The sequence below is a fragment of the Mesorhizobium sp. P3_B5 genome, assembly GCF_056402815.1.
Map to the genome: position 1 here is coordinate 19954 of NZ_JBFUGR010000015.1, position 18423 is coordinate 38376.

At 63.9% G+C, this 18423-nt stretch carries 15 protein-coding genes and 1 tRNA gene; 12 read left to right on the plus strand and 4 right to left on the minus strand.

Translation table 11 applies throughout. The features are described from left to right. The first annotated feature begins 10 nt into the window (after positions 1 to 10). Both atpD and AC1DVW_RS25900 read left to right on the plus strand, forming a co-directional pair. Positions 11 to 1609 (plus strand): F0F1 ATP synthase subunit beta, encoded by a 1599-nt coding sequence (gene atpD / locus AC1DVW_RS25895; protein WP_477270548.1) that lies wholly within the window; start codon positions 11 to 13, stop codon positions 1607 to 1609. Between the two features lie 106 nt (positions 1610 to 1715). Continuing rightward, the gene (locus AC1DVW_RS25900) at positions 1716 to 2123 is read left to right on the plus strand and encodes a F0F1 ATP synthase subunit epsilon (protein WP_477245973.1); all 408 of its coding nucleotides are present in this window, start codon (positions 1716 to 1718) and stop codon (positions 2121 to 2123) included. Positions 2124 to 2454: 331 nt separating this feature from the next. Here the strand turns inward: AC1DVW_RS25900 and AC1DVW_RS25905 are convergent, their stop codons facing one another. Beyond that, the gene (locus AC1DVW_RS25905; protein WP_477326898.1) at positions 2455 to 3939 is read right to left on the minus strand and encodes a mannitol dehydrogenase family protein; all 1485 of its coding nucleotides are present in this window, start codon (positions 3937 to 3939) and stop codon (positions 2455 to 2457) included. A gap of 172 nt (positions 3940 to 4111) precedes the next feature. On the opposite strand from AC1DVW_RS25905, the gene uxaC reads away from it, so the two are divergent. The 4 genes from uxaC (at position 4112) to recQ (ending at position 8755) form a co-directional block, all read left to right on the plus strand. Continuing rightward, the gene (gene uxaC / locus AC1DVW_RS25910; RefSeq protein ID WP_477326900.1) at positions 4112 to 5521 is read left to right on the plus strand and encodes a glucuronate isomerase; all 1410 of its coding nucleotides are present in this window, start codon (positions 4112 to 4114) and stop codon (positions 5519 to 5521) included. Next, the gene (gene kduD / locus AC1DVW_RS25915) at positions 5518 to 6294 is read left to right on the plus strand and encodes a 2-dehydro-3-deoxy-D-gluconate 5-dehydrogenase KduD (RefSeq protein WP_477326902.1); all 777 of its coding nucleotides are present in this window, start codon (positions 5518 to 5520) and stop codon (positions 6292 to 6294) included. Before uxaC ends, kduD begins: the two co-directional genes overlap by 4 nt. Positions 6295 to 6302: 8 nt before the next feature. Further along, positions 6303 to 6641: a cupin domain-containing protein gene (locus AC1DVW_RS25920; protein WP_477326904.1), complete on the plus strand. Its 339-nt coding sequence runs from the start codon at positions 6303 to 6305 to the stop codon at positions 6639 to 6641. 275 nt (positions 6642 to 6916) lie between these two features. Continuing rightward, entirely contained in the window at positions 6917 to 8755 is a 1839-nt protein-coding gene (gene recQ, locus AC1DVW_RS25925) for a DNA helicase RecQ (protein WP_477326906.1), read from the plus strand. Positions 8756 to 8986: 231 nt separating this feature from the next. On the opposite strand, the gene AC1DVW_RS25930 is transcribed toward recQ, so the two are convergent. After that, positions 8987 to 10777 carry an adenylate/guanylate cyclase domain-containing protein gene (locus AC1DVW_RS25930; protein ID WP_477326908.1) on the minus strand — a complete coding sequence of 597 codons (1791 nt, stop codon included), beginning with the start codon at positions 10775 to 10777 and terminating at the stop codon, positions 8987 to 8989. Between the two features lie 820 nt (positions 10778 to 11597). After that, positions 11598 to 11687 (minus strand) — tRNA-Ser (locus AC1DVW_RS25935). Between the two features lie 371 nt (positions 11688 to 12058). On the opposite strand from AC1DVW_RS25935, the gene AC1DVW_RS25940 reads away from it, so the two are divergent. The 3 genes from AC1DVW_RS25940 to AC1DVW_RS25950 all read left to right on the plus strand — a co-directional run bounded on the left by AC1DVW_RS25940 (position 12059) and on the right by AC1DVW_RS25950 (position 13843). After that, positions 12059 to 12766 carry a 50S ribosomal protein L21 gene (locus AC1DVW_RS25940; protein ID WP_477326910.1) on the plus strand — a complete coding sequence of 236 codons (708 nt, stop codon included), beginning with the start codon at positions 12059 to 12061 and terminating at the stop codon, positions 12764 to 12766. Positions 12767 to 12867: 101 nt separating this feature from the next. Further along, entirely contained in the window at positions 12868 to 13137 is a 270-nt protein-coding gene (gene rpmA, locus AC1DVW_RS25945) for a 50S ribosomal protein L27 (protein WP_013529063.1), read from the plus strand. 118 nt (positions 13138 to 13255) lie between these two features. Beyond that, positions 13256 to 13843 (plus strand): GNAT family N-acetyltransferase, encoded by a 588-nt coding sequence (locus AC1DVW_RS25950; RefSeq protein ID WP_477270560.1) that lies wholly within the window; start codon positions 13256 to 13258, stop codon positions 13841 to 13843. 19 nt (positions 13844 to 13862) lie between these two features. Here the strand turns inward: AC1DVW_RS25950 and AC1DVW_RS25955 are convergent, their stop codons facing one another. Continuing rightward, positions 13863 to 14726, minus strand: a complete 864-nt coding sequence (locus AC1DVW_RS25955; RefSeq protein WP_477326912.1) for an endonuclease/exonuclease/phosphatase family protein — start codon at positions 14724 to 14726, stop codon at positions 13863 to 13865. A gap of 157 nt (positions 14727 to 14883) precedes the next feature. On the opposite strand from AC1DVW_RS25955, the gene obgE reads away from it, so the two are divergent. Genes obgE through AC1DVW_RS25970 form a run of 3 tightly spaced genes read left to right on the plus strand, consistent with a single transcriptional unit; the run spans position 14884 to position 18400 of the window. Next, positions 14884 to 15915: a GTPase ObgE gene (obgE, locus tag AC1DVW_RS25960; RefSeq protein ID WP_477326914.1), complete on the plus strand. Its 1032-nt coding sequence runs from the start codon at positions 14884 to 14886 to the stop codon at positions 15913 to 15915. Between the two features lies 1 nt (position 15916). Then, the gene (gene proB / locus AC1DVW_RS25965; RefSeq protein WP_477326916.1) at positions 15917 to 17110 is read left to right on the plus strand and encodes a glutamate 5-kinase; all 1194 of its coding nucleotides are present in this window, start codon (positions 15917 to 15919) and stop codon (positions 17108 to 17110) included. 3 nt (positions 17111 to 17113) lie between these two features. Next, entirely contained in the window at positions 17114 to 18400 is a 1287-nt protein-coding gene (locus tag AC1DVW_RS25970; protein WP_477326918.1) for a glutamate-5-semialdehyde dehydrogenase, read from the plus strand. The last annotated feature ends 23 nt before the right edge of the window (positions 18401 to 18423 follow it).

Genomic DNA, 18423 nt, shown 5'->3' on the forward strand with positions numbered 1-18423 from the left:
GGTAAAGACGATGGCGAAAGCAGCGACCCCCAAGACGGCAGCCCCGAAGACCGCCGCAAAGGCGGCACCGGCGAAGGCTCCGGCAGCAGCGGCCAAGGCCGCTCCGGCCAAGAAGGCGGCCGCGCCCGCAAAGGCGGCAGCGCCGGTCAAGGCAGCCGCAGCCAAGACGCCGGCGGTTTCCGTCAAGAAGACCGGCGTGGTCGGCAAGGTTCGCCAGGTCATCGGCGCCGTTGTCGACGTGCAGTTCGGCGAGCACCTGCCGGCCATCCTGAACGCGATCGAGACGGTCAATGTCGGCAACCGCCTGGTGCTCGAAGTTGCCCAGCATCTCGGCGAAAACACCGTGCGCTGCATCGCCATGGACTCGACCGAAGGTCTGGTCCGCGGCCAGGACGTCTATGACACCGGCGCGCCGATCACCGTGCCGGTCGGCCCGGGCATGCTCGGCCGCATCATCAACGTCATCGGCGAGCCGGTCGACGAAGAAGGCCCGGTCGACGGCATCGAGATGCGCGCCATCCACCAGCCGGCGCCGTCCTATGTCGAGCAGTCGACGGAAGCGCAGATCCTGATCACCGGCATCAAGGTTCTCGACCTGCTGGCCCCATACGCCCGCGGCGGCAAGATCGGCCTGTTCGGCGGTGCCGGCGTCGGCAAGACGGTGCTGATCCAGGAACTGATCAACAACGTCGCCAAGGCGCATGGCGGCTTCTCGGTGTTCGCCGGCGTTGGCGAGCGCACCCGCGAAGGCAACGATCTCTACCACGAGTTCATCGAATCCGGCGTCAACAAGAAGGGCGGCGGCGAAGGTTCCAAGGCGGCACTGGTCTATGGCCAGATGAACGAGCCGCCAGGCGCCCGCGCCCGCGTCGGCCTGACCGGACTGACGGTCGCCGAATATTTCCGCGACCAGGGCCAGGACGTGCTGTTCTTCGTCGACAACATCTTCCGCTTCACGCAGGCGGGTTCCGAAGTGTCGGCTCTGCTCGGACGTATTCCTTCGGCCGTGGGCTATCAGCCTACGCTCGCCACCGACATGGGCGCGCTGCAGGAACGCATCACCACGACGACCAAGGGCTCGATCACCTCGGTGCAGGCGATCTACGTACCGGCCGACGATTTGACCGACCCGGCGCCGGCGACCTCGTTCGCCCACCTTGACGCGACGACCGTGCTCAACCGCGCGATCTCGGAAAAGGGCATCTACCCGGCCGTCGACCCGCTGGACTCGACCTCGCGCATGCTCGACCCGCTGGTCGTCGGCGACGAGCACTATGGCGTCGCGCGCCAGGTGCAGTCGATCCTTCAGCGCTACAAGTCGCTGCAGGACATCATCGCCATCCTGGGCATGGACGAGCTCAGCGAAGAGGACAAGCAGACGGTGGCCCGCGCCCGCAAGATCGAGCGCTTCCTGTCGCAGCCGTTCTTCGTCGCCGAAGTGTTCACGGGTTCGCCGGGCAAGCTCGTCGACCTCGCCGACACCATCAAGGGCTTCAAGGGCCTCTGCAATGGCGACTACGATCATCTTCCGGAAGCTGCCTTCTACATGGTCGGCGGCATCGAGGAAGCGGTCGAGAAGGCACAGCGCCTGGCGGCCGAAGCGGCATAAAGAAGCGAAAAGAAGCGAATAGGGAGTAGCGAGTAGGGCGTATGTATGAGTCGGCGATAGTTCCTGAACTATTCGCTACTCACTATTCCCTACTCGCTAGATTGGCATGGCTGAAGCTTTCAAATTCGAACTGGTTTCGCCGGAGCGCCTGCTGGTTTCCGAGCAGGTCGAATCCGTCGTCATTCCGGGCGCCGAAGGTGAGATGACCGTGATGGCGCATCATGCACCGGTCATGACCACGATCAAGCCGGGTGTCGTCACGCTGAAGACCGTGGCAGGCCAGGAAGAGCGCTATGTGGTGTTCGGCGGCTTTGCCGATATCGTGCCTTCCGGCTGCACGCTGCTGGCGGAATCCGCCGTGGCGGTGAAGGATGTCGATCGCACCGATCTCGCCCGCCGCATCCAGGAAGCCAAGGAAGACGCCGCCGACGCCAAGGACGACCAGACCCGCAGCAAGGCCGAACAGTTCCTTAGCCAGCTCACCACGCTGGAAAGCGCTATTCTGCCGGCCTAGAGCATCCCTACTATCCCAAGCTGGCGCGCAGCCCTTGGGATGACATGACATTGGTGGCGTAGAAGTAGCGTGTGGTAGCGATCCTTCGCGCCCCCCTCTGTCCTGCCGGACATCTCCCCCACAAGGGGGGAGATCGGCAGCTCAGGTGTCGGCGCAAACTCTGCAATGTTGGAGATTAGCGAAAGCCGCTGTGACGGCCAATCTCCCCACCTGTGGGGGAGATGTCCGGCAGGACAGAGGGGGGCGCTATCCCGCCGGCGCTAAGGTTCTACACCCCTTACGCTCAAATGTTCCGGCGGTTGTCCCCAGCGTAACTGGGTCTAGCCGGAGCTCATGATTGCTTGCTCCCAATGCCGAGCGCGGCCAGTGCGAGCGCCGGGCCGCCCTGCTTGAAGTGGACGAGATGGGTGGCCACGAACTCGATCAGCGTCTGGCGCTCGGCGTGGTCCTTGGCGAAGCCGGCGAGATCGAACACCGCTGCTACTGTCGCTTCCGTCGGCAGGTCGCGGCTGAAAAGCGCCGCCAGCGCGGTATCCAGCGGATCGGTGAAATGGCCCTCCGGCAAGGTCTTGCCGCGCGCCGCGCAGGCGGCGATCCAGGCGGCGATCACCAGAGTCAGATGCTCAGGCAAGGCGCCGGCTTCAAGCCGTGCGACAGCGGACGCAACAATGCGCTGCGGCAGTTTCTGGCTGCCGTCATTGGCGATCTGCGCTGTACGGTGCGCGAGCGCCGTGTTCGAAAACCGCTCGGTGAGTTCCGCCGTGTAGGCGCTTGTATCGAGCCCGGCATCCTCAGGCAGCGTTGAAATGGCTTCGGCCCACAGGGCATCGACGAACTGCCGGATCGCCGGATCGGCGAAGGCTCGGTCGACCGTCGCGTGGCCGCTGAGCAGGCCGAGATAGGCGATGGCCGAATGCGAGCCGTTGAGCAGCCTCAGCTTCATGTCCTCGAAGGGGCCGACATCACCGACCATGGTGACGCCGAACTTTTCCCAGGCCGGCCGTCCCGCCGGAAAATTGTCTTCGACCACCCATTGGCAGAATGGTTCTGTCATCACCGGCCAGGCGTCGTTGAGCCCAAGCTCAACAGCGATGCGCGCCCGGTCAGCCTCGGTGGTCGCCGGCACGATGCGATCGACCATGCTCGAGGGGAAAGCCACTTCGTCGGCGACATGCCGGCCGAGGTCAGCGTCGCGCCGGGTGGCGAATTCGACCAGCAGCCGGTGCAGCGTGGCGCCGTTGGCCGGAAGGTTGTCGCAGCAAAGCACCGTGAACGGCGGGACACCGGCGGTGCGGCGGCGCGCCAACGATTCGGTGAGGAAACCATGCGCCGTTTTCGGACGTTGCGGGTTCGCCAGATCGTGAACGATGTCGGGATGGGCTGTGTCGAGGTTGCCGTCGGCGGCCCTGAGATAGGCTTTTTCGGTGATCGTCAGCGTGACGATAAGCGTGCGCGGATCGGTCAGCGCGGCCAGCACCGCGCCCGGATCCTCCGGTGCCACCAGCATCGACTGGATCGAGCCTATGACGCGCAGGCTCTCACTGCCGCTGCTTCTCACCGCCAGCGTGTAGAGCCCGTCCTGCGGCGCCAGCGCGTCGCGTGTGTCGGCACTGCGCAAGGAGACGCCGACAATGCCCCAGCCGGTCTCTCCGGCCGCCAGGCAGTCGTCGACATAGGTCGCCTGGTGCGCACGATGAAACGCGCCGACGCCGAGATGGACGATGCCCGGCGCGACGCGGCTGCGATCGTACCGAGGGAGTGCGACTTGCTTCGGCAATGACTGGAGTGCGTTGTCGGACAGATGACCGCTTGTCATGGCATCAAAGGGGCTGACGGAGTTGAGTGCATGGATATGTTCCTGCGCGGCGGATCGCACGCGGCGTAACACCTGTTTCCTGGCTCGGCAAGGACGCCAATTCCCGGCAACAACGTTGACATCATTCCTGCTCGACCGTACCGATACCGGCCCTGGGAGGAGCCGCTTTTCGATGATCGCGCTGACCGATCCGGATCTGCTGTTCCCGGCCGAAGCGCATTTGCGTTCGCTGGCCCGTGATCTCTACGCCGGGGTGAAAGATCTGCCGATCGTCAGCCCGCACGGTCACACCGATCCGCGCTGGTATGCGCTGAACGAGCCATTCCCGGATCCCGCGCAATTGCTCATCGTACCGGATCACTACATTTTCCGCATGCTGTTCAGCCAGGGCGTTCGCCTCGAGGATCTTGGTGTGCCGACGCTGGACGGCGCGCCCGTGGAGACCGACGGCAGGGTCATCTGGCGGCGCTTTGCCGAGCACTACTATCTGTTTCGCGGCACGCCGACCCGGTTGTGGCTCGACCATGTGCTGGCCCATCTGTTCGGCATCGACGAGCCGCTGAGTGCGGCAACAGCCGACCGGCATTACGACACCATCGCTGCCCTGCTGCAGCGCGACGAGTTCCGCCCCCGCGCTCTGTTCGAGCGCTTCACCATCGAGGTCATCGCGACGACCGAGGGCGCGCTCGACGATCTCAAATGGCACAAAGCGATCCGCGACAGCGGCTGGCAAGGCCGTGTCGTTACCGCCTACCGGCCGGACGCGGTCGTCGATCCCGATTTCGAGGGTTTTTCCGCCAATCTCGATCGGCTTGGCGAGATCACCGGCTGCGACACTGGCAGTTGGGCCGGCTATCTCGACGCGCATCGCCAGCGTCGCGCCTTCTTCAAGAGCTTTGGCGCGACCTCGTCCGACCACGGCCATCCGACGGCGGAGACCGCCAATCTTTCCGATGCCGCCGCCACCGAGTTGTTCAGCCGCATCCGCCGTGGCTCGGACGATGAGCGCGAGCGCAAACTATTTTGCGCCCAGATGCTGACCGAAATGGCCAAGATGAGCCGCGACGACGGGCTGGTGCTGCAGGTCCATCCCGGCTCCTGGCGCAATCATTCGCCGGCTATTTTTGAGAAATTCGGGCGCGACAAAGGCTTCGATATCCCGACCCGAGCCGACTATGTGACGGCGCTTAAGCCGCTGCTCGACTGCGTCGGACTGGAGCGTGATCTCACCATCATCCTCTTCACGCTCGACGAAACAAGCTATGCGCGCGAACTGGCGCCGCTGGCCGGCGTCTATCCGGCGCTGAAGCTCGGGCCGGCCTGGTGGTTCCACGACAGTCCCGAAGGCATGCGCCGGTTCCGCGAGATGACCACCGAGACGGCCGGCTTCTACAACACCGTCGGTTTCAACGACGACACCCGCGCCTTTCCGTCCATACCGGCCCGCCACGATGTGGCGCGGCGGGTCGACTGCGCCTATCTCGCGCGCCTCGTTGCCGAGCACAGGCTGCGCGAGGACGAGGCACACGAACTGGCCGGGGAGCTGGCCTACACCCTTGCCAAAAGAGCCTATCGGCTATGACGACGAAGACCGACCTCTCCGCCTTCAGCCTCGCCGGCAAGCGCATCCTTGTCACCGGTGCCAACACCGGCATTGGCCAGGGCATTGCCGTGTCGATCGCGCGCGCCGGCGGCACCGTCGTCGGTGTCGGCCGCTCGGCGATGGACGATACGGCGCAGAAGATCGCCGCGGCGGACGGACAGTTCGAAGCGGTCAACTGCGATCTTGCCGACCATGCCGCCGCACAGGCGATGCTCGACAGCGTCTGGGAGGAAACCGGGCCGCTCGACGGGTTGGTCAACAATGCCGGCATCATCCGCCGCGCCGATGCGGTCGATTTCTCGGAGGCCGATTGGGATGACGTCACCGACGTCAATTTGAAGACGGTCTTTTTTCTCAGCCAGAGTTTTGCCAGGCGTGTGCTGGCCGAGCCGGGACGGTGCGGCAAGATCGTCAACATCGCCTCGGTGCTGAGCTTCCAGGGCGGCATCCGCGTTGCCTCGTACACAGCCTCGAAACATGGCGTGCTTGGCATCACCCGACTGCTCGCCTGCGAGTGGGCGGCAAAAGGCATCAATGTCAACGCCATCGCGCCCGGCTATGTCGAAACCAACAACACCGAGGCATTGCGCGCCGATCCCGAGCGCAGCGCCGCCATCCTGGCGCGCATTCCGGCCGGGCGCTGGGGTGGGCCGGAAGACATCGGCGACGCCGCCGTCTTCCTGTTGGCGCCGGCGTCCAACTACATGCATGGCGCCGTGGTGCCGGTGGATGGCGGCTGGCTGGCGCGATAGGAGTGGCAATGACCGAAGCAAAGATCTTTGCGCATGCGGGCGAGGGCGCCTGGACGCCGACCCCGGACGGCAACCGCAGGCGGGTTGTGCTGCACACCGACGAGTTGATGATGGTCGAGTTCGGCTTCGACAGAGGCGGCGTCGGCGCGCTGCATTCGCACCCGCATGTCCAGGCGAGTTATGTCGCCGAAGGCCGCTTCGAGGTAACCATCGACGGCAGGAGCGAAATCCTGGCAGCGGGCGGCAGCTTCATCGTCCCGTCAAATCTGGTCCATGGCGTCAAGGCGCTGGAGGCCGGGCGTCTGGTCGACAGTTTTACCCCGCACCGCGCCGATTTCCTGGACTGATACAGTCTTCATCAATGGTTCCAAAACGAAAATGCCCGCGCCTCCGGAGAGGCGCGGGCGTGTTGCCTGGGCGCTTGTGGCGCCGCGGTACTCAAAACATCACCGCAGGGTCGGGACGGTGCCGCAAGATGGTGAAAATAGATTTAACAGGGCTGGATTAGCCCCGCTTTATCGGCCAAGCAGGACGGCAGGTCTTTGGCGAGTCGAATGCCGGCGGAACGAATCGCGCGGGCGGACTCAACCATGCATCCGCTTCAACAGCAGGCGACAAGGTGATGCAGATATCGGCGGCGAGCGCCCCGGCGCAGGATCCCAAGCGGCGCGTCTTGAAGGATGTGTTCGGCTTCGACGACTTTCGTCCCGGCCAGGCCGATGTGATGGAGGCATTGCTGGCCAGGCGTCATGTGCTGGCCGTCATGCCGACGGGCGCGGGCAAATCGCTCTGCTACCAGGTTCCGGCGCTGGTTCTGGGCGGACTCACCATTGTCGTTTCGCCGCTGGTGGCGCTGATGCAGGACCAGGTCGCGGCATTGCGTCTTGCCGGCGTCGCCGCCGACACGATCAACTCCTCGATCGAGCGCGATGCCAATATCGGGGCATGGCGCCGCGTCGCGGCGGGCCAGACGCGCCTGCTCTATCTTGCGCCGGAGCGGCTGATGACCGCGCGCATGCTCGAGGCGCTGGCCAGGCTCGATGTCCGGCTGATCGCCGTCGACGAGGCGCATTGCATCTCGCAATGGGGGCCGGCGTTCCGACGCGAATATGAAGAGTTGTCGCGGCTGCGTGATATTTTCCCCGATGTGCCGATCATTGCGCTGACGGCGACCGCAGACGAGGCCACGCGCACCGACATCGAAACGCAATTGTTTGCCGGGCGCGTCGAAACCGTAGTGCTGGGTTTCGACCGGCCGAACATCAAGCTTGGCATCGAGGCCAAGCAGGACAGCAAGCGCCAGTTGCTGGGCTTCGTCCAGCGTCATGAAGGCCGCAGCGGCATCGTCTATTGCCTGTCGCGCAAGAAGACGGAGGAGATGGCGGCGTTCCTCGACAAAAACGGCGTCACCGCCTTGGCCTATCATGCCGGCATGAGCAAGGAGGCGCGGGATGCCAATCAAAACGCTTTCATGACCTTGTCCGGCGTCGTCATGGTGGCGACCATCGCCTTCGGCATGGGCATCGACAAGCCGGATGTCGCCTATGTCTTCCACACCGATCTGCCGGGCAGCCTGGAGGCCTACTATCAGGAAATCGGCCGTGCCGGCCGCGACGGGCGGGCGGCCGAGGCGCATATGCTGTTCGGTCTCGGCGACATCCGCATGCGCCGGCTTTTCATCGACGACGAGGACGCGCCGGTGGAGCACAAAAGGCGTGCCCATGGCCGGCTCAACACACTGATCGGCTATTGCGAGACGGCCGAGTGCCGCCGCCAGATCCTGCTTGGCTATTTCGGCGAAGAAGCAACGCCTTGCGGCAATTGCGACACCTGCCTCGACCAGGCGCCGCGCGCCGATGGCGGGGCGGAGGCGCGGATCATCCTCGCTGGGATCGCCCAGACCGGCGAACGCTTCGGCGCTGGTCATGTCGTCGACATTCTGCTCGGCCATGACACCGAAAAGGTGCTGGCCAGGGGGCACCAAAGGCTGGCCAGCTTCGGGACCGGATTGGCGCACAAGAAGGACTTCTGGCTGTCGCTGATCCGCCAGCTTGTCGCGAACGGTTTCCTGGTACCGGATCCGGGCGGCCATGGTGGCCTTGCCATCGCCGAAAAGGGCCATGCGCTTGGCCGCGGCGAGGTGGCGTTCCAGTATCGCGTCGAGATGCGCACGCGCGCCGCACGCGGCAAGGCCCGCGCCGGCCAGAGCCCCCAGGGCGAAAATGTGGATGCGTCGCTGCTCGCCGCGCTCAAGACGCTGCGGCTGCGTCTGGCGAAGGAACGCCAGGTGCCGGCCTATGTGGTCTTCTCCGATCGCACGCTGATCGACATGGCCGAGCGCCGTCCGCATGATCTCGACGCCTTCGCCGAGGTCAACGGCGTCGGTGCGGCGAAGCTCAAGGAGTTCGGCCAGGTTTTTCTGGGCGCGATCGCCGCGCACCAATCCGGCGGATCGGCTTGAAGGCTCTGTCAGGCAAGCGGCATATGAGCCCGAGGATTGGAATGGTCTTTAGGGCTGCCAGACCGTCTCCACCGGAAACAGGGAGCGCGCGACGCTGAAAGCCGGCGGCGGGGATATCCGGTTCGTAGAAGCGGCGCCCAATTCGGGCCGCCTTTTCCGGCGCCGCCGCAGCAATAGGCTTGGCATTCTCCAGGGTCTCAATAGTGCGCGTAGCCGCTCAACGCCCACGTTTTAACTACCAACTCGCGATCGATGCGCCAGCCTGGCAGCGCTATTCCGGCAGCCGGCCTTTCGCAAACCTTCCGAAAGCAGAGCCACATCGGCCGCACGGCTAGTTGAAACGACGTCGGCGAGATTGGAAATTCGTTGGCCAGGATCGAGCGCGAGAATTCGGCTCACCACCTTTTGCGCGTCCTCGGTTCGGCCGGCGTGAGCATAGCTTGCAGCCGCATAGCGCAACGACCCCAAAAAGTCCGGCTTTTCCCGCAACGACCTTTCAGCCCAAGAGGATGCCTCCTCAAATCGACCAGCGAAGAGATGAGCCACTGCAACCGCATTCTGCATATCGAACATGAGCGGGTCGACTGGGCTCATACGTATCGCAGTCGCCAGATGCTGGAGTGCGGTTTCCGTATCGCCGAGGTCGACTCTGACCCAGCCGCTGAATAGCCACGCGGTAGCCAGGTTCGGATTGAGCGCGAGCGCGCGATCAATGAACGCTGCCCCGCTATTGTTGTCGCCCACGACGAAGGCGAGCGCGCTTCCGCCGAGGGAGAGCGCAACGGCGTCATCCCTGCCCAAATCCACTGCCTTCAGAGCCAGGCGTTCCGTCTCGGCGGCTTCCTGCTTGCGATCCGTCATCCAACCGTTCGCCTTGCGGATGACGCCACACCAGGCGGCCATGCCGTATGCCGAGGCGAATTCAGGGTCGAGTTCGATGGCTTTGTAAAACAACGGGAGGGCGTTTGCGGTGGATTCCCTGGTCAACTGGTGGAGGCTTGCTATCCCGCGCAGATAGTAGTCGTAAGCGTCAAGGTGCTCGGTCGGCTTGCGCTTGGCCCGCTCGATCTCTGCCTGTTCCAGCTTCGGAGCGATCGCTCCGACGACGCTCCGGGTCACTTCCTCCTGCAGGTCAAAAACGTCCTCCAGCCCGCCGTCGAAACGGTCGGCCCATAGATGTGCACCCGTTGCCGCATCGATAAGCTGCCCGGTGACGCGCACCTTGCTCGCCGCCTTGCGCACGCTCCCTTCAAGCACGTAGCGCACACCAAGCTCGCGTCCGACCTGCTTAATGTCCACTGCCCGGCCCTTGTAAGTAAAGCTCGAGTTGCGCGCGATGACGAACAGCCAGCGCGTCCGGGACAGCGCGGTGATGATCTCCTCCACCATGCCGTCAGCGAAGTAGCCCTGCTCGGGGTCGCCACTTAAGTTGTCGAATGGCAAGACCGCGATGGACGGTTTTTCGGGAAGCGTCAGCGTATCCCTTGTCGAGAATGCCGAAGTGGGTTTTGCTCGACTGACCCGATAGGCGCGCACCGCCTCCACGATGTTGTGGACCTGATGGCTACCGAGGTCGGTGTAGGCATAGTCTAGTTTGCCTTTGACCTGCTCGTAGACGTTGCGCGCGACGCAGACGCCGCCAGGTTCTGCAAGCTTCTCGAGCCGCACGGTGATGTTCACACCATCACCGTAGATCGTATCGTCCTCTGCAATCACGTCCCCCAAGTTCACGCCCATACGGAAAGTCATGCGCTTGTCTTCGGGCAAACTTGCATTGTGAGCGGCCAATCCCTCCTGGGCTTCGACCGCGCACTGCACCGCGTGGACTGCGCTGGCAAATTCGACAAGAAGGCTGTCGCCAGCGGAACCGACGATGTGTCCGCGCAACTCTGTGATCTTGGGCTCGATCACTTCGGCGCGAAGCCTCTTCAGCTGCGCAAGCGTGCCACCCTCGTCGGCTCCCATGAGGCGGCTGTAGCCGACGACGTCGGCAGCAAGGATTGCGGTGAGGCGTCGCTCCATGCTTGTGTCCTGCCTCTTCCATAGGTCGAAGCTCCGGGCGGCGAGCGTATTCTAGTCCTACCTCGAATGCGAGCGTGCAGTGCCGGCGCCAGCAGCGATCAACTCACCACGTCCCTTTGGCCATTCCTCACATGGCGTGGTTTATGGTCCGATCGTGGGTGCTGCCGAAGGGCTACTCTGGGGTCAAGTCACGACATCAGACCTTGGAGGTTGAAGGTCCGCTATCGTTCTTCCCTGACGACAAGACCTACTGCTTCCGGCCCCAGAGCGGACAGGCTCTACGCGCTCAAGAAAGACCGCTGGAGAGCGTGAAAGGGGGTTGGCGGCTTGCAAGGGCACCGACCACCTATCAAACACCGCTGTCGGGCGTTTGTCGGGGCGACGGCAAGCAATTGCTAGCTGATCGCACGTCGCCAGGCGTCGTTATCGCCGGTCCTTGATGGTCGCCGAAGATGTTTGCGCGTGGGTCCATCCGCAGGAAGTCAGAAAAAATCTGGCGCGATTTCGAAGCAAGGTAACTTGAGAATGGTACCCCTCCCCAGCCGCAAATCAGGACCGCCCCCCGATTGAGTAGAGGGGACCAGCGAGACGGTTGCCGGTATGCGTGAAGCACGTTGATAGGTGTATGGCCTGGCCATACTGCTAAGGCACTATTCGGCAATCCGCCCCGGGGGCCGACAGCGCCTTTTCCTACGAAGCGAGGAAACTCGGGAAATTTCTCATCTTGCCACGGTAACGAAAAGATAAAACTGAAATCGGCGGGGTCAGTTTGGGGGTTACGGTTTTATTTCGGGAAATTTTGAACAACTTCAGTGTTGTATGGCGGAGAGGGAGGGATTCGAACCCCCGATGGGCTTGCACCCATGCCGCATTTCGAGTGCGGTGCATTCGACCACTCTGCCACCTCTCCGCGGTCATGGTCGGCCGTTGCCGGCGCGGCGCACTAGATAACGGCTGCTTCGGCAGGTTACAAGGCCCAATCTGCCTGTTGTCCGGCTTCTTCGGCAAGGCAGCGTTTCTGCGGCGTGAGAACGCAAGGCGCCTTGCCGTTTCGGGGGGGCTTGCATGGCGTGGATGGTGGGAAGCCGCAAACGGCCGGCTCAGGGGCGTTTGTCCTGGCCGATTGCCTTGACTTCACCGCAACCTTCGGTTAGGGACAGCGCGCAATCGGCGTGGAGGGTTCTTCCGCGCCGCTTGTTTTTTGAACCCGCAGACTGACAAAAAGACGGCCGAACCGCCAACGCGGTTCATCAAGGCCGACCGAACAGCGAAAGGCAAAAAATGTTCGCAGTCATTAAAACGGGTGGCAAGCAGTATCGCGTTGCCGCCAACGATCTCCTGAAGATCGAAAAACTCGAAGCCCAGGTCGGCGATATCGTCGAAATCGGCAGCGTGCTCGCGCATGGCGAGGGCGACAATGTCACCTTCGGCGCGCCGTTTGTCGATGGCGCGATGGTCACCGCCGAAGTCGTCGAACAGGGCAAGAACCGCACCGTCATCGCTTTCAAGAAGCGCCGCCGGCAGAATTCGCGCCGCAAGATCGGCCATCGTCAGCTTTTGACCACCGTGCGGATCGCCGAGATCCTGCTGGCTGGCGCCAAGCCGACGAAGACGGCAGCGGTCAAGGCTCCGAAGAAGGAAGCCAAGGCTGAGGTCGCCCCCGAGGCGAAGGCCGAGGCAGCGCCGAAGGAGGCCAAGGCCAAGAAGGAAGCCAAGGCAGAGGCTGCCCCGAAGGCAGAGGCCAAGGCCGCTGAAGCCGCCGCCGCGCCGCTGTTCAAGGCGCCGAAGGGCGAGCCGGACGACCTGACCGTGATCAAGGGCATCGGCCCGGTCGCCGCCAAGGACCTTGCCGAGCAGGGCATCATCACCTTCGCGCAGCTGGCCAAGCTGTCGGACAAGGATGTCGCCAAGATCGACGAGCACATGCCGTTCAGCGCCGAGCAGATCAGCGACTGGCGCGAGCAGGCCAAGGAACTGGCGAAGAAGTAAAACGAACCGGCGACAAGGTCGCCGGATCGGACTTGAAACGGAACGCGAACGCGTTCATAAGACCATTCAAGCGCCCTCGAGGGCGCATCGGAGTTAGTTAGATGGCACACAAGAAAGCTGGCGGCTCGTCGCGCAACGGTCGCGACTCGCATTCCAAGCGCCTGGGCGTGAAGAAGTTCGGCGGCGAAGCCGTGATTCCGGGCAACATCATCATTCGTCAGCGCGGCACCACGTGGCATCCCGGCGTCAATGTCGGCATGGGCACGGATCACACCCTTTTTGCGCTCGAGACTGGCGCAGTCACCTTCAACAAAAAAGCCAACGGCCGAACCTACGTATCGGTCAATCCGATCGCCAAAGCCGCGGAGTAGCCGGTTCCGTACGAGAACACCGGCACCCATCTCGGGAACCGGTGTCTGGCCAAGCCAGGAAATGGATCAGGGGAGATGGGTTTCCATCTCCCCTTTTTCTTGTGCCTGGAGGACTGACATGGTTGCCGAAGCGGAAGACACGGAAGACGAAAGTTACGCGATAGACTGCCCGGTGCTGGCCACCGAGCGGCTGGTGATGCGTGCACCGCGTGAAAGCGATATCGGCCAACTGGCCGCACTCGCCGACAATCGTCATGTCGCCGAAATGCTGGCCCGCATGCCGCACCCCTATGGCGAGGCGGAGGCGCGCGCCTTTCTTGCCATGACGGCGTCGCGCCGGGCGGGGATCGCCTTTGCGCTGACGCTGGCGGGAACCGACACCTTCGTCGGCTGCGCCGGCCTCAACACCACCGATCGCGGGCTGGAACTCGGCTACTGGATCGGCGAACCCTTCTGGAAGCGCGGCTATGCGACCGAGGCCGCGCACGCGCTGGTCGACCTCGCCTTCCAGAGGACGACGATCCAGGTGCTGCATGCATCGACGCGGGTCATCAATCCGGCCTCGCGGCGGGTCATCCACAAATGCGGCTTCCAGTATGCCGGCCAGGGCATGCTGAACTCGATCGTCGCCGGCCAGGTGCCGGTCGAGCGCTATCGCCTCGATCGCAAGACCTGGACCAGCCTCAGGAATTGGGTCCACTTCTGATGTATGCGGATCACGCCGGTCAGGCTGTCTCGAGCCAGACCGGCAGATGGTCGGAACCGACCGCTTGTCGGTCGACCCACAGACGCTTCAGCGATCCGGCGAGCGAGGCCGAGGTGAAGACATAGTCGATGCGTTTGTGGCGGCTCGCATCGTCGGGCCGTTTGGGATCGACCCAGGTGACGAGATCGGGCGTGTCGAGGCGCTGGGCGGCGTCGACGGCGAGATCGGCGGTCAGCGGCATGCCGAACTCATGATCCGGGCGGCCGGCAAGTTCGACATATTCGGGCGATCCGGGCAGCATGTTGAAGTCGCCGAGCACGATGAAGGCCTCGGGATAGGGCAGGTCCGGCAGACCGATCTCGGGAATGCCCGACAGGCCGCCGCCCTCGAGCGCATAGTTCAACAGGCGCTGGCGCAGGAAACGGATCTGGCTGGTGCGTTCGACCGGACTGCGGTGGTCGAGATGAGTGGAGTAGAAACGGATGAAACCGAGCGGCGTCTCGATCAGCGCCTCCAGCGCCCCGCGCTGGAAGTTCATCGCCTCGAAACTGCGGCTGCGCGGCAAAAGCAGGTTGCGCGACAGATGAATGGGAGTTTTCGACAGCACCATGTTGCCGAGTTGGAAGGTGGTCGTCAGCGCCCGGCCGTTCTCGATGCGCGAGCCGACATTGACCTCGAAATTGCTGCCATAGGCGGCGAAATATTCAGGCAGCGCCTCGCCGATCTCGGCCACCATGTCACGATTGCCGTTCCTGGGGTTGTTGCGGGTGACCTCCTGCAGCGCAATCACGTCGGCGCCGCGCACGGCGTCGGTGATCCGGCCGACGTCGTATTGCCCATCGAGACCGATGCCATACTGGATGTTGTAGGTTACAACCCGCATTCCACATCTCCCCGGCCCGGGCAAATTGCAACAGCGCCGCAAAAATCGCGCGGCGCCGTCGTCGCAAAACGGCCTCGCCCTTCGCCCCACCTTGGTTTAGAGCAGTGCCGAGGGTTAGAGCAATGCCGCAAGGCCAATAGAGAAACTACGAAATCCGATGAAATTTCTCGATCAAGCCAAAGTTTACATCCGCTCCGGCGACGGCGGCGCCGGTTCGGTGTCGTTCCGGCGCGAAAAATTCATCGAGTTCGGCGGGCCGGATGGCGGCGATGGCGGCCGTGGCGGCGATGTCTGGCTGGAGGCCGTCAACGGCCTGAACACGCTGATCGACTATCGCTACCAGCAGCATTTCAAGGCCAAGACCGGCATTCACGGCATGGGCCGCAACATGACCGGCGCCAAGGGTGCCGACGTGACGCTGAAAGTTCCGGCGGGAACCCAGGTCTTTGCCGAGGACAATGAGACGCTGATCTGCGACCTGACCGTGGTCGGCCAGCGTTATCTGCTGGCCAAGGGCGGCAATGGCGGTTTTGGCAACCAGCATTTCAAGACTTCGACCAATCAGGCGCCGCGCCGCGCCAATCCCGGCCTGCCGGGCGAAGAGCTCAACATCTGGCTGAGACTCAAGCTGATCGCCGATGCCGGCCTGGTCGGCCTGCCCAATGCCGGCAAGTCGACCTTCCTGGCGGCGGTTACGGCTGCCAAGCCGAAGATCGCCGACTATCCCTTCACCACACTGCATCCCGGCCTCGGCGTCGCGCGCATCGACGCGCGCGAGTTCGTCATTGCCGACATTCCCGGCCTGATCGAAGGCGCGCATGAAGGCGTCGGCATCGGCGACCGATTTCTGGGCCATGTCGAGCGCACGCGTGTGCTGCTGCACCTTGTTTCGGCGCAGGAGGAAGATCCGGGCAAGGCCTATAAGACCGTGCGCGCCGAGCTCGATGCCTATGGCAACGGGCTAATCGAAAAGGTCGAGATCGTCGCCCTTTCCCAGGTCGACATTCTCGATGCCGCCGAACGCAAGAAGAAGGTCGCGGCGCTGAAGCGCGCTGCCGGACGCGCGCCGATGCTGCTGTCAGCCGTCACCGGCGAAGGCGTCGAGGCGGTGCTGCGCGCGCTGATGGCGGTGGTGGGCGAAGCCCGCGCCGCCACTGCGGCTCCGGTCGAGACGCGCTGGGATCGCTAGCATGGCCGCGCAGTCGCTGAAAAAATACCGGCGCATCACCGTCAAGATCGGCTCGGCGCTGCTCGTCGACCGCACGAGCGGCCTGAAGCGCGACTGGCTGGCGTCGCTGGCCGACGACATTGCCGTGCTGGCTGAAGGCGGCGCCGAAATCCTCGTCGTGTCCTCCGGCGCCATTGCGCTTGGCCGCACGATTCTCGGCCTCGGCAAGCGTGCACTGAAACTGGAGGAGAGCCAGGCGGCCGCTGCCGTCGGGCAGATCGCGCTGGCCGGTGCCTGGTCGGATGCGCTGGGCAAGGGCGGCCTGAAGTCGGGCCAGATCCTGCTGACGCTCGGCGACACCGAAGAGCGCCGCCGCTATCTCAATGCCCGCGCGACCATCTCGACGCTGCTCAAGATGAAGGCGGTGCCCGTCATCAACGAGAACGACACCGTGGCGACCTCCGAAATCCGTTATGGCGACAATGACCGGCTGGCGGCGCGGGTGGCGACGATGATGGGCGCCGACCTGCTGGTCCTGCTCTCCGACATTGACGGGCTCTACACGGCACCGCCGGCGCGCGATCCCGACGCGAAGTTCATTCCGATGGTCGACCGCATTACGCCCGATATCGAGGCGATGGCGGGGGCGGCTGCGTCCGAACTGTCGCGCGGCGGCATGCGCACAAAACTCGACGCCGGCAAGATCGCCACCGCCGCCGGCACCGCCATGATCATCACCGCCGGGACGCGGTTGTCGCCGCTGATGGCGATCGAGCGCGGCGAGCGCGCCACCTTCTTCCGGCCGAGCGCCAATCCGGTCAAGGGTTACAAGACCTGGATCGCCGGCCAGCTCGAACCGGCGGGACGGCTGACAGTCGATGCCGGCGCCATCGGCGCGCTTTTGTCGGGCAAGTCGCTGCTGCCGGCCGGCGTCAAACTGGTCAGCGGCAATTTCTCGCGCGGCGATACGGTGGCGATCCTGTCGCCGGAAGGCCGTGAGATCGCGCGTGGGCTGGTTGCCTACGATGCCGCCGATGCCGTAAGGATCGCTGGCCTGAAGACTGCCGAAATTGAAACGGTTCTTGGTTACGAAGCGCGTTCGGCGATGATCCACCGCGATGACCTTGTGGTGAGCCATGCCGGTAACCAAGTAGGGGCCGGTAACCAAGTAGGGGCCGGTGACCAAGTATTGGCCGGTGACCAGAGCGGAGGATGAGCCATGCTGAAGTTGCATGAAAAATCCCGGGATGATACCGCGGCGTTGATGGCCGATATTGGCCGCCGTGCCCGCACTGCTGCCCGACCGCTGGCCATCGCTACCCCAGGTGCCAAGAACGCCGCACTCCTCGCCATGGCCGACGCGATCATCGCCCGCGAGCATGACATTCTCGACGCCAACGCCATCGATGTCTCGAATGGCCATGAATCCGGGCTCTCAGGCTCCTTCATGGACCGGCTGAAGCTCGATCCGGCGCGCATCCGCGCCATGGCCGACGGCATCCGTGAAATCGCCGAACTCAAGGATCCGGTCGGCGACGTCATCGCCGCATGGGACCGGCCGAACGGCCTGCATATCGAACGCGTGCGCACGCCGCTTGGCGTCGTCGGCGTCATCTATGAGAGCCGGCCGAACGTGACGGCGGATGCCGGCGCTCTCTGCCTCAAGGCCGGTAATCCGGTGATCCTGCGCGGCGGCTCGGATTCGCTCAATTCGTCAGCCGCCATCCATGCCTGCCTGGTCGAAGGGCTGAAGGCCGCCGGGCTGCCGGAAGACGCCATCCAGCTGGTGCCGACCACCGATCGCGCCGCCGTCGGCGAGATGCTGAAAGGTCTTGACGGCGCACTCGACGTCATCATTCCGCGCGGCGGCAAAAGCCTGGTCGAGCGCGTGCAGACCGAGGCCCGGGTGCCGGTCTTTGCCCATCTCGAAGGCATCTGCCACCTCTACATCGACCGCTCGGCCAAGCTCGACATGGCGGTCAACATCGCCGTCAACGCCAAGATGCGGCGCACCGGCGTGTGCGGTGCTGCCGAGACTTTGCTGGTCGACCGGGCCGTTGCCTCGACGCATCTGGTGCCGATCCTCGACGCGCTGCGTGCGGCCGGCTGTGAGATCCATGCCGATCTCGAAGTGATGAAGCTGTTCTTCGACGCCAAGCCGGCGATCGATGCCGACTGGGTGACCGAATATCTCGATGCCATCATCGCGGTAAAACTGGTCGACGGCGTTGCCGGGGCGATCGAGCACATCGAGACGTTCTCCTCGCATCACACCGAGGCGATCGTCGCCGAGGATGCGAAGGCGGTGGAGCGCTTCTTCAACGAAATCGATTCGGCAATCCTCCTGCACAACTCCTCGACGCAGTTCGCCGATGGCGGCGAGTTCGGCATGGGCGCCGAGATCGGCATCGCCACCGGCAAGATGCATGCGCGTGGGCCGGTCGGCGTCGAGCAGCTGACCTCTTTCAAATACCGCGTGCGCGGGTCCGGCCAGATACGGCCTTGAGCGATCTTTCGAAGTCCTGGCCG